Genomic DNA, 12,516 nt, shown 5'->3' on the forward strand with positions numbered 1-12,516 from the left:
CATTTGCAGATTAAAAATGCAGTTTTCTTGCGTATTGCGGTAAAATTCAAGATTTTTGATTTTGGGGCAAAAATCTTTGCAAAAGCCCTTGACAGGGGCTGTTCTGCGTGATACTATGAACACATGAACAGACATTCATATGAATCCACAGCGAAGGGAGATGCCGAGATGGCCGAAGCAAAAGATGCCCTGCCCGCAGCGCAGCCGCAAGCGGTCGCACTGCCGGACGACGAGGTGCTGTACGAGCTGGCCGACCTGTTCCGGGTGTTCGGCGACTCCACCCGCATCAAGATCCTGTATGCCCTGCACGACAATGAACTCTGTGTGCAGGACATCGCGAACGCGGTGCAGTTGAGCCAGTCCGCGGTGAGCCACCAGCTCCGGGTCCTCAAGGATACCAAGCTCGTGCGGTTCCGCCGGGACGGAAAAACCGTTTACTACGCACTGGACGATGACCATGTGCGCAGCATCCTCTCCTTGGGGATGGAACATATTGAGGAATCGTTGAAAGGCAGGTATTACTTATGAAGAAGAACTACAAGATCGAAGTCGATTGCGCAAACTGCGCGCAGAAGATGGAAGATGCCGCCAACACCGTTGCCGGTGTGGCAAGCGCTACCGTCAGCTTTATGACCCAGAAGATGAAGGTCGAGTTCGCTGAGGGTGCGGACCCCCACGATACCATGGTCAACGTTCTGGCCGCCTGCAAGAAGGTCGAGGACGACTGCGAGATCTTTGATATCTGAAACTAAAAACCGGATGGAAACGGCTCCCCTGCGGGGGAGCCGTTTCCATCCCAGAGCATTTCTCTTGTGGAAAGAAAGTGCGGTTTTCAACAGTTTCCACCGGGTTTTCAACACGTTTTGCGGAAAATCTCAAAAACAAACGGGAAAAAGTCAGATTTCTCCGGGAAAATCTCGTGGAAAACACGGGGGAAAACGTGGAAAAAGTTCTTTTCCGGGGAAAACCTGTTGAAACCGCTCCCACCCCTACCCGACAAAAGGAGGATCCCTATGACCAAAAAACAGAAAAAGGTGCTGTATCAGATCATCGCATCGGTCGTCCTGATCGTGATCCTGCGGCTCCTGCCCGCTTTCCCCACGCCGGTGGAGCTGGTGCTCTACCTGATCCCCTACCTCGTAGTCGGCTGGGACGTCCTGCGCAAGGCACTTCTCGGCATCAAAAACCGCCAGCCCTTTGACGAGTGCTTCCTGATGGCCGTAGCCACCGTGGGCGCCTTCGCGCTGGGCGATTACGTTGAGGGCTGCGCCGTTATCCTCTTCTACCAGATCGGCGAGCTGTTCCAGAGCGTCGCCGTGGGCAAGAGCCGCCAGAGCATTTCCAGCCTGATGGACATCCGCCCCGACTACGCCAACATCGAGGACGAGGACGGCAAGCTGGAGCAGGTGGACCCCGATGATGTGGAAGTCGGCACCGTGATCGTGGTCCAGCCCGGTGAGCGCGTCCCCATCGACGGTGTCATCGTGGAGGGCACCTCGGCCCTGAACACCGCCGCCCTCACCGGCGAGAGCCTTCCCCGCGACGTCCAGAGCGGCGATGAGGTCATCAGCGGCTGCGTCAACATGACCGGTCTGCTGAAGGTCCGCACCACCAAGGAGTTCGGCGAATCCACCGTCTCCAAGATCCTCGACCTCGTGGAAAACTCCAGCATGAAAAAGGCTCGTGCCGAGAACTTCATCACCCGCTTTGCCCGCGTCTACACCCCCGCTGTCTGCTACAGCGCACTGGCGCTGGCCTTCCTCCCGCCGGTGGTCCTGCTGCTGATGGGCCAGCCCGCCCGCTTCGGCGACTGGATCTACCGCGCCTTGACCTTCCTCGTCATCTCCTGCCCCTGCGCGCTGGTCATCTCCATCCCGCTGAGCTTCTTCGGCGGCATCGGCGGCGCTTCCGCCTGCGGCATCCTCGTCAAGGGTTCCACCTATCTGGAAGAGCTGGCCCGCACCGGTGTCGTGGTCTTTGATAAGACCGGCACCCTGACGCAGGGCACCTTCAAAGTAGTGGGCGTCCACCCCGAAAACGGCGTGACCGAAGCCGAGCTGGTGGAAGCCGCCGCACTGGCCGAGAGCTGGTCCAAGCACCCCATCTCCCTGAGCATCAAGAACGCTTACGGCAAGGAGATCGACGCCAACCGCGTCACCGATGTGCAGGAGCTGGGCGGCCACGGCGTGACCGCGAAGGTGGACGGCAAGACCGTCGCTGCCGGCAACGCCCGCCTGATGGCAAAGCTGAACCTCTCCGCCCCCGAAGTCACCGAGCCGGGCACCATCGTCCATGTTGCCATTGAGGGCAAGTACGCCGGTTACCTCCTCATCGCCGACGTGGTCAAGCCACACAGCGCACAGGCCATCAAGGGCCTGAAGGCGGCGGGCGTCCGCAAGACGGTCATGCTGACTGGCGACGCCGAGCCGGTGGCCAAGGCCGTTGCTGCCGACCTCGGTCTGGACGAGTACCACGCCGGTCTGCTGCCCGGCGACAAGGTGGACCAGATCGAAAAGCTCCTCGCCGCCAAGGGTCCGAAGGAAAACCTCGCCTTCGTGGGCGACGGCATCAACGATGCACCCGTTCTGTCCCGTGCCGACATCGGCATCGCAATGGGTGCCCTCGGCTCGGACGCCGCCATCGAGGCCGCCGACATCGTCCTGATGGACGACGACCCGGCCAAGATCGCCCTCGCCATGAGCATCGCCCGCCGCACCCTCCGCATCGTGTACGAGAACATCGTCTTTGCGCTGGCCATCAAGTTCGCGTGCCTCGTCCTCGGCGCACTGGGTCTGGCAAGCATGTGGACCGCCATCTTCGCCGATGTCGGCGTCATGGTGCTGGCCGTCCTCAACGCCACCCGCGCCCTCTACACCAAGGACCTCGCCCGCAAGAATGAGCGATGACCCCGTAACCATTCAAACGCCCTAGGACTTTCCCGCTTCGGCGGCTGTCCTAGGGCGTTTTTGCGGCAAAGAATCTTTTTCCGGGAAAATCTTGCAATGTCCGCAGATTCTGCTATACTACTACTAAACTAGGGGGTTAGTGTATATGAAAGATTCCGAGATCGCATCGCAGCCCACCGGCACCGTGCTCCGGGCGCTGAAAGCAGCCGCCCCCCAGACGGTGCCGGTGTTTGCCGGGTATCTCGTGCTGGGCATAGGGTACGGCATTTACGTGCAGTCGCTGGGGCTGCCGGTCTGGATGCCCATGCTGATGGGCACCGTCGTCTACGGCGGCTCGCTGGAGTTCGTGCTGGCAAGCCTTTTGCTGGGGGCTTTTTCGCCGCTGTCGGCCTTCCTGATGGCCTTGATGATCCAAGCGCGGCATCTGTTCTACGGCCTTGCCATGCTGGAGCGGTACAAGGGCTACGGGCTGCGCAGCTTTTATATGATCTACGCCATGAGCGACGAGACCTTCTCCATCACCTGCTCCGCCGAACCGCCGGAAGGGGTGGACCGGGGCTGGTTCATGTTCTTCATCACCCTGCTGGACCAGATCTACTGGGTCGCCAGCGCGGGTCTCGGCGCGGTGGTGGGCTCGGTCCTGCCCTTCAGCACCGAGGGTGTGGATTTTGTGATGACAGCCATGTTCGTCGTCATCTTCCTGAACCAGTGGGAGAAGGAAAAGCAGCACATCAGCGCCCTCATCGGCATTCTGGTGCCGCTGGTCTGCCTTGTGGTGTTCGGCTCCGGCAGCTTCCTTCTGCCCGCTATGGCGTGCATTTTGGTGCTTCTGCTGGCGCTGCGCAAGCCCATTGAGAAGGCTGAAACCGCCCACGGCAAAACGGAGGTGCACTCATGACTACACTGCAAATGGGCATCACCATGGCGATGTGCACGGCGGCGACCATGCTCACCCGCTTTCTGCCCTTTCTGATCTTCTCGTCCAAGGACCAGCAGCCGCCGGAGGTAGTGCGGTATCTGGGCCGCGTCCTGCCCGCCGCCATCTTCGGGATGCTCATCGTCTATTGCCTGAAGGGCGTGACCCCCTTCGCGGGGAGCCATGGCATCCCGGAGGCCATCGCCATTGCGGCGACCATCGCGCTCCACAAGTGGAAGCACCAGACCCTCGTCTCCATTGCGGGGGGCACGGTCTGCTATGTGCTGCTGGTGCAGCTGGTGTTCTGATACGCAAAGAGGGGCTGTTGCAACGAACTCCCTCCGTCACGGCTTCGCCGTGCCAGCTCCCTCTCGGAGGGAGCCTTGGCGTAACGGTGAGCTGTGAAAGCCTCCCTCATTGAGGGAGGTGGCATCGCATCAGCGATGACGGAAGGAGTTGCAACAGCCCCTTTTTATGTTATGATTACAGCACGATGAAGGTGCAGGTGGCTGCGGGCAGGGTCAGTTCCCCAGCCTTGGCCGCCACGGGAGCCATCTCCGGCAGAGCGTTGCCCTCGCCCAGCACCAGAGCCTTGCCGTTGCAGAGCATGGTCTCGGCACGGAGGGTCTCGGCGGAGAGCTGATACACCTCGGCGTCCTTGGGCAGGGCAACGGTGGTGGTGTAGGTCCGGCTGTTGTTGATGACGAGGTAGGCCTTGCCGGGCTTGCCGTCGGCGCGGGAATGAGCATAGACGTGGGCACCCTCCCGGATGGGTTCGTTTGCGTCGTAGACCGTGGTGCCCATCAGGCGGTGCCACAGCAGCACAGCGAAGTAATTGGGGCGGGGGTCGAAGCTGCCGTGGCTCAGGAAGCCATAATCGCTGGATGCCAGCGTATTGTGGAAGATGATGCCCTTGGTCACGGTGCAGAATGCCCCCAGCTCGTTGAGGGTACGGAAAACATCCAGATAGGTGGAAGCCCATGTGGTGCCGCCGCCCCCTGCATCGCCGGATTCCGTGACCCAGATCTCCCCGCCGGGGCAGTAGATGTCCCGCTTCTCGGTGTGGTACTGGATCATGCTTCGGGCAACGTTCAGATAATCCTCGCTGGTGGCCCGGTCCGGCAGCCAGTAGGAGTTGGGCATCACGGCTCTCAGCCGCTCGGCTACGCCGTTGTAATAATGGTAGCTGTACACGTCCAGCTTTTCCTGCATCCCCTTCAGCAGAACTTCCAGCGGCACATTCTTCAAAAAGCTGTTGCTGTCCCCGGCCGACTCGTAAGCGGGGTCGCTGTTGGAGGTGCCCTCCGAAGTGCTGGTACCCACGAAAAGGCAGTCGGGGTAATTTTCCCGCAGCCAGCGGGCAAAGATATCCTGATTTTTAGCATACAGCTCCGGGGTGTAGCCCTTGGGGCAGCCGGACATTTCCAGCAGGTTGGGCTCGTTGACGAACTCCACCGCGTCAATGGGCTTGCCGTACTCTTTGCTCAGGGCAAAGATCTGCTGGGCCTGACTGGGGTTCCACGGCTCGTCCGCGTGGTGCAGACCCTCACAGTCTGCCACGCTGATCAGCAGCTTTGCGCCCATCGCCTTGCAGAAGTCCAGCACTCCCACCCACTGCTGGCGGTTCAGGACAGCGCCGTAGCCCTCCGGCACCTTGCCGCCGGTATGACCGTCGAAATCGTAGTAGGTCTTGGTGGCCCAGCTGCCGGAGACCCGGACCCACGAGGGGCCGATCTCTTTGGCCAGCGTCCGCAGCTTCTCATCGTAGAGGTCGATGGGGTCATAATACTGCATCAGCCCGCCCTCGGCGAAGATATCGGCGTTGAGGCCGCCCTTCATTTCAAAGGGCTCCGTGCCTGCGATTTGTTCCGGGGTGTAGGCTTTCCAGAAGGTGCCGCCAGTGACTTCCGCCATCTCGACGTTGTAAGATACCAGCCGCTCATTGCCAACGTGCAGCTCACGCAGGGCTTCGGGGTCCAGCTTCACGAATTGTGCCATAGTGATTCTCCTTTTCATTTTTTCTGAATCCAGAATAGCACAGCCCCCGAACCTTCCATGAGGAAGATTTCGTGGAAAAATCGTATTATTTAGTGATAAAATGTATCAAAGTTGATCTGCCGATAGAACCGCTGCTGAAGCTGGTCGAAGCTGTCGCAGTTCTGGGCCAGCAGCCACATCACCTTGGTGACGACGGCTTCAATGGTCATATCGTGGGCTTCGAGGAAGCGGAAGCGGTTCTTGACCCGTTTGCCGACCTCGTAAATGCCCACGTCGCTGCCCTCGTAGGTGACTTGGGTGGTCAAGATCAGAATTTTGTGGGTCTTGTCGTAGTCGCCCAGACCCTCGGCAAAGGCGTCCATCAGCCGCTGGGGGATGCCGCCGACGCCAAAGCTTTCCACAATAACGCAGTCGTATTGTTCAAAGATGGCCGGGATGAGTTCCGGGCCGAGGCCGGGCGTCAGCTTGAGCAGGAAGACCTTCGGGTTCAGGGCGCGGCCAAACTCCACCGGGCCGGTGGGCCACGGCGAGGGGACATAGCGCACCAGCCGGTCGCCCTGCACCAGCGCCAGCTCCGGGAAGTTGACCGACGCAAAGGCATCGTAGCTGATGGTCTTGTTCTTCTTAGCGCGGGTGCCCGCGATGACATGGCCGCCGAACACCACCATCACACCCCGGCTGCCTTGGTCGAGGGCGCAGATGACGCTGTCGCGCAGGTTCTTTTTGGCGTCGGTGATCTCGTTGGAGATGGGCTGCTGGGCACCGGTCAGGATGATGGGCTTGTCCGCGTTCTGGATGAGGTAGGACAGCGCCGCCGCCGAGTAGGCCAGCGTATCGGTGCCGTGGCAGATGATGAAGCCATCGTAGAGGGCGTAATTTTCCTGCACGGCCTTCGCCATCATCAGCCAGTGCTCCGGGCCGAGGTCGGTGCTGTCGATGCTGCACAGCGCCAGCGTTTCGGGGCAGCACAGCTCGTTGAGCTCCGGCAGATGGGCCAGCAGTTCCTCGCTGGTCAGGACGGGCTTGAGCCCCTGTGCGGTGCGCACGCTGGCGATGGTGCCGCCGGTGGTGATAAAAAGCAGACGCTGCTTGGTCATAAATTTCGATACCTCCACGATCCAATTCAAATCAACTCAGTATAACACACTCCGCCCCGGATGAAAAGTGGGCCGTTTTGGAACTTGGTCACAGATTTTTGCGGGAAAAGGTGTATACTAGAGAAAAAAGGGGGAGCTATCCATGCCGAACATCGTTATCATCGGTTCCGGCCCGGCGGGGGTGTCGGCGGCGCTGTACGCCGCCCGCGCAGGGGTCGAGACCACCGTTCTCACCAAGGGGCCCGGTGCGCTGGACCGTGCCGAGCTCATCCAGAATTACTACGGCTTTGCCGAACCCATCTCCGGGGCCGAACTGGAGCGCCGGGGCATCGAAGGGGCAAAAGCGCTGGGGGTGCAGTTCGTGACCACCGAAGCCGTGGGCCTGACCTACATGGATAAGCTCACCGTAGAGACGCTGGCGGGGGATTTCCCCGCCGACGCCGTCATCCTCGCCACCGGAGCCTCCCGCGCCGCCCCGCACATCCCCGGCCTTGCGGGGCTGGAAGGCCATGGCGTGAGCTACTGCGCCACCTGCGACGCTTTCTTCTACCGTGGCAGAGATGTGGCCGTGCTGGGCAGCGGCGAGTACGCCCTGCACGAGGTACAGGCTCTGCTGCCCGTGGTAAAGAGCGTCACCCTGCTGACCAACGGCTCCCCGCTGACGGCCTCCTTCCCGCCGGAGGTGACGGTCTGCCCCGAAAAGGTGAACGCCATCCTCGGCGAAGAGCGGGTCAGCGGCGTAGAACTGAGCGGTGGCAAAACCGTGGCGCTTTCCGGCGTTTTCGTGGTGCTGGGCGTTGCGGGCAGCACCGCGCTGGCCCGCAAGCTGGGGGCCGAGGTGGACGGAAACCGCATCCTCGTGGACGAACATATGCAGACCACCCTGCCCGGCCTTTACGCCGCCGGGGACTGCACCGGCGGGCTGCTCCAAGTGGCCAAGGCCGTTTATGAAGGGGCGCTGGCCGGCACGGAAGCCGCCAAGGCCCTGCGGAAAGGATAACATCATGTCGGAAGTGCAACCATCTGCCGTCAACCGGAACTGCCTTGCGTGCGCATTCCCGTTCTGGGGCCAGCTCACCCCCGCCGAGCAGGAGCAGCTCTGCCGCTTCACGCGGCCCGTGAAATACCGGAAAGGGGAGCGGGTCCACAGCCCGGTCGAAAACTGCGTGGGCATCCTGTTGCTGCGGTCGGGCCAGCTGCGGGCCTACCTGCTCTCCGAGGACGGCCGCGATATCACGCTCTACCGCCTGTTTCAGGGTGAAGTCTGCATTTTGTCAGCCTCCTGCGTCATGGACTCGGTCAACTTTGACCTTTACATCGACGCCGAGGAGGACACCGAGGCCTACTGCATCGGCGCGGGCGTCTTCCGCCAGCTGATGCAGCAGAATGTCTACGTCCGCTGCTACGCCTACCAGATGACCGCCGAACGCTTTTCCGACACCATGTGGACGATGCAGCAGATCCTCTTCATGAGCGCCGACCGGCGGCTGGCCATCTTCCTGACGGACGAGCTGGCCAAGACCGGCGGGGCCGACCTCCACATGACCCACGACCAGATCGCCCGCTATATGGGTTCCGCCCGCGAGGTCGTCAGCCGTCTGCTGAAGTATTTCGCCGGGGAGGGCCTCGTCCGCCTCTACCGCGGCGGGGTGGAGGTGCTGGATAAGGAGCGGCTGAAACAGATCGCCCACGGCGCATAAGAAAAGGAGCGCATCATCAAGCGATGGTGCGCTCCTTTTTCGATCTTTTCTCAGCTCTTGCAGCCGGATTCCTCTTCCACACCGGTGAAATCGGAAGCCTCGGCGATCTTGGTCACGTCGAACTTGCCGTTCTCGTCCTTAGGGGCAACGACGGGGCTGGCCTCCACAGGGTTCACGGACACTTCGCCGGCTGCGGGCTTCTCTTCGGCCGCTTCCGGCTCTGCGGTGGCCTCAGCCTTCTCGGCCTTGGCTGCTTCCACGGCAGGTGCAGCTTCCGGGGCTTCGGGCTCCGAGGGCTGCCCATTCTCCTTTGCAAAGGCAGGGGGCCATGCGGCACCCGGCTCCGTGGGGGTGTGCTCCGCTTTCGCCTCGCCCTCGGCGTAGGCCTCGGCGGTCTTGGCGGCCTCTTCGGGGTCCTTTTCCGCGTCTTCGGGGAACTCCACCTCTTCCACGTGGAGCGAGCCCTTATCGTTCAGCACCTTGTCCAGTGCCACGATGGCGACGCTGGTGACGGCGACGGCAGCAGCCGCGCCCAGAACACGAAACAACGTTTTCATGGTGAGATCCTCCTTAGATGTGTGGTGGTCAAGAGAATGTTACGACATCGTTCAGCGGCTTTTCGGCGGGTTCCACCGAGATGGCGGTCAGCACCGGGCCCTTGCCGCGGTAGATGTTGTGGAACTTGTAATTGACCTTGGCGGTCACGGTGACCCATGCACGCTGCTCCAGCGCCTTGTAGCCGTCGTAGGAGCAGGGGAAACCGACGAACTGGATGTCCTGCACGCAGCAGGTCATGGCGAAGCGGCCGGGCACGAAGCTGTTCTTGCCCGCGCGGTTGGTCTGGCAGACCTGCGCGAGGAACTTGACGGTCTTGCCCGCGTACTTCTGGGGCTCGTCCTGACAATCCATATACCAGATGCCGAAATCGTCATCGCCGATCTCCACCACAGGCTTGTTCAGGTCGAAGGGGAGCGGGTCGGGGATGTCGTCGTAGGCTACGCTGCCGTCGGCGAACTCATAGGCGATATCGCACTTGCGGGATGCCTGACGCACCAGCTTGTGCAGCTCCTGCCGGGCGGCGTCGTTGTTGACGGCCTCGGCGCGGTTGAAGACGATCAGCTCGCTGCGGGCGATCTTGTCCAGCAGCAGGGAGCGCATCGAGTTGTCGCGGGCGTAGGTCAGGGCCGTGGTGCCGTCCGCCGTGGCGATGCACTGGTAGACGATCCAGTTTTCGGGCAGGTTGTTCGCCAGATCCTGCAGCAGCCACATGCCGTTGTACTCGATGACCACGCGGCCCGCGTCGGCCTCCTTGGCCAGCTTGGCAAGGTTCTGGGGGTTCAGCTCGGCCTTGTCCTCCAAGTTGTAGAGGGTCACGCCGGGGAAGGCGAACTTCTTCTGGTTATACTCTTCTTCGCCCTCTTCGCAGACCAGCAGCAGAGTCTTGTCGCCGGAGTCGAAGTTGGGGTCTTCAAACGTTTCCTGAATGAACTTGGTCTTGCCGCTTTCGAGGAAGCCGACAAACAGGTAAACGGGGATCTCATTTGCCATAGTGATTTTTCTCCTCTTTCCGGGATCAGCAGCCGAACAGGCCCGCAATGGCCTTTTCGTCCAGCTTGGAGCCGATGACGACCAGCTTGCCGCCCACATCGGCACCGCGGGAGCGGACCTCCCACTCGCCGGGCACATAGTCGAACTCCAGCCAGCCGTCGGCGCCGCCGTCCACGATGCCCTTGGAACGCAGGATCATGCCGTACTTGCCGGAATCCAGCTCCGTGAGGGCGTGCTCGATATCCGCCTTGGCGATCTTCTTGGCGGTCTCGACGCCCCAGCTCGTGAAGACCTCGTCGGCGTCGTGGCCGTCGTGGTGATGATGGTGGTGATGGCCGCAGCAGCAGTGGCCGTCCTCATCATGATGATGCTCGTGCTCGTCATCGTCATCATGGTCGTGGTGGTGATGCTCATGCTCATCATCGTCGTCGTGATCGTGATGGTGGTGGCAGCAGCAGTGGTCATCCTCATCCTCGTGGTCGTGATGATGGTGATGCTCGTGTTCGTCCTCGTCATCATCCCCGTCGTCATCATCGTCGTGGTGATGGTGGCCGCAGCTGCACACGCCGTTCTCATCGTAGTGATGGTGATGATGCTCGTGTTCTTCTTCCTCGTCCTCGTGGGCGTGCTCCTCGTTGGCCTTGGCAGCCATGGCGATCAGCTCTGCCTTGAAGTCGTCCTTGGTGGACATGGCGTTCAGGATCTGCTCACCGGTCAGGGCATCCCATGCGGTCGTGACGATGGTCGCAGTGGGGTTCTTCTCGCGCAGCATGGCGACAGCGGCAGCGATCTTCTCCTCGCTGGCGGTCTGGGTGCGGCTGAGGATGATGCAGCTTGCGTGGCTGATCTGGTCATCGTAGAACTCACCGAAGTTCTTCATATACATCTTGACCTTGTTCACGTCGGCCACGGTAACGAAGCTGTTCAGCTGAACATCCAGATGCTCCGCCACACCCTCGACGGCGCGGGTCACGTCGCTCAGCTTGCCGACGCCCGACGGCTCGATCACGATGCGATCCGGGTGGTACTGCTCCACCACCTGCTGCAGGGCAGCGCGGAAGTCGCCCACCAGCGAGCAGCAGATACAGCCCGCATTCAGCTCGTTGATCTGGATGCCGGACTCCTTCAAAAAGCCGCCGTCGATGCCGATCTCGCCGAACTCGTTCTCGATCAGAACGACCTTCTGGCCCGCAAAGGACTCTTTGATGAGCTTTTTGATGAGGGTCGTCTTACCGGCACCAAGGAAGCCGGAGAAAATATCAATTTTGGTCATAATGCTGTTGCCTCTTTCTTTTTCCAAAGCCCCCGCAAGGGGCCGTCAAGCAATCCGAGCCGCAGAGTGCTGGCTCAAAAATCCTTATATTCCTATTATAACAAGGCTGTCAATGGGAAAACGCCTTTTTTCATGAGAAAATTGTAACTTTTTTGCATCTCCTTCCCCAAATCTGCTATACTGGGCTTATCAAAATTTTTTCGGGAGGATGCCGCAGTGACTGCACAGATAATGCAAATCGAAAACAAACCTTGCCGTATTTACGGCGAACCCCATGCAGAATACCTACTGCTCCAAATGACAGGCGAACACGAGCTGCAAAGCATGGAAAGCGAGGTTACCGCTATTGCACAGAGTGCGCACCGCTTTCTGTTTGCGGCCATTCCAGTGGAAAGCTGGAACGATGCACTTTCTCCGTGGGAAGCCCCTGCTGTGTGGGGAAAGCAAGGGTTCGGCGGCAAGGCTGCGGACACGCTAAGCTTTCTGACGGAACAGGTCATTCCCACGCTGAAGCAGCAGTATCCTCTCCCGAAAAACGTCAAAATCATTCTGGGCGGCTATTCGCTGGCGGGATTGTTTGCGTTGTGGGCATCCACCCAGACTGATCTGTTCTACGGTGTCGCCGCCGCCTCGCCCTCTGTTTGGTTTCCGGGTTGGAAGGAGTTTGAACAGCAGCACCCGATACAGGCACAGCGCGTTTATCTGAGCCTTGGCGACAAGGAAGAACACACGAAAAACGCCGTCATGGCTGCGGTGGGCGATAACATCCGTGCCCTGCACAGTCGGCTTGCAGAGCGTGGCGCAGACTGCACCCTTGAATGGAACAGCGGCGGGCATTTCAAAGACGCCGACCTGCGCACGGCGAAAGCCTTTCGGTGGGTGATGGAGGAACACACATGACCATTTTGATTGATGCGGATGGCTGCCCTGTTCTCATCCGCACCATCTTGCCGCAAAAAAGGCACCAGCCTGAGCCGGTGCCTTTTGTTGGCGGAGATGGTGGGATTCGAACCCACGTGCCCGATTAAGGACAAAACGATTTCGAGTCTTTGAAATTGTTGGATGAAGCTGGTCCCGC

The 12,516-nt window shown here is 60.4% G+C and carries 14 protein-coding genes; 9 read left to right on the forward strand and 5 right to left on the reverse strand.

The genetic code is table 11. From position 1 onward, the window contains the following. Positions 1–168: 168 nt before the first annotated feature. The 5 genes from C4N23_RS03130 (at position 169) to C4N23_RS03150 (ending at position 4,130) form a co-directional block, all read left to right on the forward strand. Positions 169–528 carry an ArsR/SmtB family transcription factor gene (locus C4N23_RS03130; protein ID WP_055188868.1) on the forward strand — a complete coding sequence of 120 codons (360 nt, stop codon included), beginning with the start codon at positions 169–171 and terminating at the stop codon, positions 526–528. Beyond that, a complete protein-coding gene (locus C4N23_RS03135) occupies positions 525–746 on the forward strand; it encodes a cation transporter (RefSeq protein ID WP_055188870.1) in 222 nt (73 codons plus the stop codon). The genes C4N23_RS03130 and C4N23_RS03135 overlap by 4 nt, the downstream gene beginning before the upstream one ends. A gap of 267 nt (positions 747–1,013) precedes the next feature. Then, positions 1,014–2,906, forward strand: a complete 1,893-nt coding sequence (locus C4N23_RS03140; protein WP_112143976.1) for a heavy metal translocating P-type ATPase — start codon at positions 1,014–1,016, stop codon at positions 2,904–2,906. 145 nt (positions 2,907–3,051) lie between these two features. Continuing rightward, entirely contained in the window at positions 3,052–3,804 is a 753-nt protein-coding gene (locus C4N23_RS03145; RefSeq protein WP_112143979.1) for an AzlC family ABC transporter permease, read from the forward strand. After that, on the forward strand, positions 3,801–4,130 hold the full coding sequence (locus C4N23_RS03150) for a branched-chain amino acid transporter permease (protein WP_112143982.1): 330 nt from the start codon (positions 3,801–3,803) through the stop codon (positions 4,128–4,130). Before C4N23_RS03145 ends, C4N23_RS03150 begins: the two co-directional genes overlap by 4 nt. Before the next feature lie 175 nt (positions 4,131–4,305). On the opposite strand, the gene C4N23_RS03155 is transcribed toward C4N23_RS03150, so the two are convergent. Both C4N23_RS03155 and C4N23_RS03160 read right to left on the reverse strand, forming a co-directional pair. Beyond that, positions 4,306–5,820: a beta-glucuronidase gene (locus C4N23_RS03155; RefSeq protein ID WP_112143984.1), complete on the reverse strand. Its 1,515-nt coding sequence runs from the start codon at positions 5,818–5,820 to the stop codon at positions 4,306–4,308. Positions 5,821–5,909: 89 nt separating this feature from the next. Beyond that, on the reverse strand, positions 5,910–6,917 hold the full coding sequence (locus C4N23_RS03160; RefSeq protein ID WP_112143986.1) for an asparaginase: 1,008 nt from the start codon (positions 6,915–6,917) through the stop codon (positions 5,910–5,912). 142 nt (positions 6,918–7,059) lie between these two features. On the opposite strand from C4N23_RS03160, the gene C4N23_RS03165 reads away from it, so the two are divergent. Together C4N23_RS03165 and C4N23_RS03170 are read left to right on the forward strand one after the other, a co-directional pair. Next, positions 7,060–7,917 carry an NAD(P)/FAD-dependent oxidoreductase gene (locus C4N23_RS03165; RefSeq protein WP_112143989.1) on the forward strand — a complete coding sequence of 286 codons (858 nt, stop codon included), beginning with the start codon at positions 7,060–7,062 and terminating at the stop codon, positions 7,915–7,917. Positions 7,918–7,921: 4 nt separating this feature from the next. Next, positions 7,922–8,617 carry a Crp/Fnr family transcriptional regulator gene (locus C4N23_RS03170; RefSeq protein WP_055188884.1) on the forward strand — a complete coding sequence of 232 codons (696 nt, stop codon included), beginning with the start codon at positions 7,922–7,924 and terminating at the stop codon, positions 8,615–8,617. 50 nt (positions 8,618–8,667) lie between these two features. Here C4N23_RS03170 and C4N23_RS03175 read toward each other — a convergent pair whose 3' ends face one another. Genes C4N23_RS03175 through C4N23_RS03185 form a run of 3 tightly spaced genes read right to left on the reverse strand, consistent with a single transcriptional unit; the run spans position 8,668 to position 11,438 of the window. After that, complete coding sequence (locus C4N23_RS03175) at positions 8,668–9,174, reverse strand: hypothetical protein (protein WP_112143991.1); 507 nt, start codon at positions 9,172–9,174, stop codon at positions 8,668–8,670. Between the two features lie 28 nt (positions 9,175–9,202). Then, complete coding sequence (locus tag C4N23_RS03180; RefSeq protein ID WP_112143993.1) at positions 9,203–10,165, reverse strand: TIGR03943 family putative permease subunit; 963 nt, start codon at positions 10,163–10,165, stop codon at positions 9,203–9,205. A 25-nt stretch (positions 10,166–10,190) separates the two neighbouring features. Continuing rightward, positions 10,191–11,438, reverse strand: coding sequence for a CobW family GTP-binding protein (locus C4N23_RS03185; RefSeq protein ID WP_112143995.1), 1,248 nt, complete (start codon positions 11,436–11,438; stop codon positions 10,191–10,193). 231 nt (positions 11,439–11,669) lie between these two features. Between C4N23_RS03185 and C4N23_RS03190 the strand changes: the two genes are divergently transcribed. Both C4N23_RS03190 and C4N23_RS14295 read left to right on the forward strand, forming a co-directional pair. Continuing rightward, the gene (locus C4N23_RS03190; protein ID WP_112144108.1) at positions 11,670–12,338 is read left to right on the forward strand and encodes an alpha/beta hydrolase; all 669 of its coding nucleotides are present in this window, start codon (positions 11,670–11,672) and stop codon (positions 12,336–12,338) included. Beyond that, positions 12,335–12,466 carry a hypothetical protein gene (locus C4N23_RS14295; protein ID WP_280953103.1) on the forward strand — a complete coding sequence of 44 codons (132 nt, stop codon included), beginning with the start codon at positions 12,335–12,337 and terminating at the stop codon, positions 12,464–12,466. The genes C4N23_RS03190 and C4N23_RS14295 overlap by 4 nt, the downstream gene beginning before the upstream one ends. The last annotated feature ends 50 nt before the right edge of the window (positions 12,467–12,516 follow it).

This window comes from Faecalibacterium hattorii (genome assembly GCF_003287455.1).
Taxonomy (GTDB): Bacteria; Bacillota; Clostridia; order Oscillospirales; family Ruminococcaceae; genus Faecalibacterium; species Faecalibacterium hattorii.

Excerpts from the sequence above, each read along its gene's own strand:
- C4N23_RS03165 (WP_112143989.1), top strand. The coding sequence starts at position 7,060 with ATGCCGAACATCGTTATCATCGGTTCCGGCCCGGCGGGGGTGTCGGCG.
- C4N23_RS03130 (WP_055188868.1), top strand. The coding sequence starts at position 169 with ATGGCCGAAGCAAAAGATGCCCTGCCCGCAGCGCAGCCGCAAGCGGTC.
- C4N23_RS03185 (WP_112143995.1), bottom strand. The coding sequence starts at position 11,438 with ATGACCAAAATTGATATTTTCTCCGGCTTCCTTGGTGCCGGTAAGACG.
- C4N23_RS03175 (WP_112143991.1), bottom strand. The coding sequence starts at position 9,174 with ATGAAAACGTTGTTTCGTGTTCTGGGCGCGGCTGCTGCCGTCGCCGTC.
- C4N23_RS03180 (WP_112143993.1), bottom strand. The coding sequence starts at position 10,165 with ATGGCAAATGAGATCCCCGTTTACCTGTTTGTCGGCTTCCTCGAAAGC.
- C4N23_RS03140 (WP_112143976.1), top strand. The coding sequence starts at position 1,014 with ATGACCAAAAAACAGAAAAAGGTGCTGTATCAGATCATCGCATCGGTC.
- C4N23_RS03145 (WP_112143979.1), top strand. The coding sequence starts at position 3,052 with ATGAAAGATTCCGAGATCGCATCGCAGCCCACCGGCACCGTGCTCCGG.
- C4N23_RS03135 (WP_055188870.1), top strand. The coding sequence starts at position 525 with ATGAAGAAGAACTACAAGATCGAAGTCGATTGCGCAAACTGCGCGCAG.
- C4N23_RS03155 (WP_112143984.1), bottom strand. The coding sequence starts at position 5,820 with ATGGCACAATTCGTGAAGCTGGACCCCGAAGCCCTGCGTGAGCTGCAC.
- C4N23_RS03170 (WP_055188884.1), top strand. The coding sequence starts at position 7,922 with ATGTCGGAAGTGCAACCATCTGCCGTCAACCGGAACTGCCTTGCGTGC.
- C4N23_RS03190 (WP_112144108.1), top strand. The coding sequence starts at position 11,670 with ATGCAAATCGAAAACAAACCTTGCCGTATTTACGGCGAACCCCATGCA.
- C4N23_RS03160 (WP_112143986.1), bottom strand. The coding sequence starts at position 6,917 with ATGACCAAGCAGCGTCTGCTTTTTATCACCACCGGCGGCACCATCGCC.
- C4N23_RS03150 (WP_112143982.1), top strand. The coding sequence starts at position 3,801 with ATGACTACACTGCAAATGGGCATCACCATGGCGATGTGCACGGCGGCG.
- C4N23_RS14295 (WP_280953103.1), top strand. The coding sequence starts at position 12,335 with ATGACCATTTTGATTGATGCGGATGGCTGCCCTGTTCTCATCCGCACC.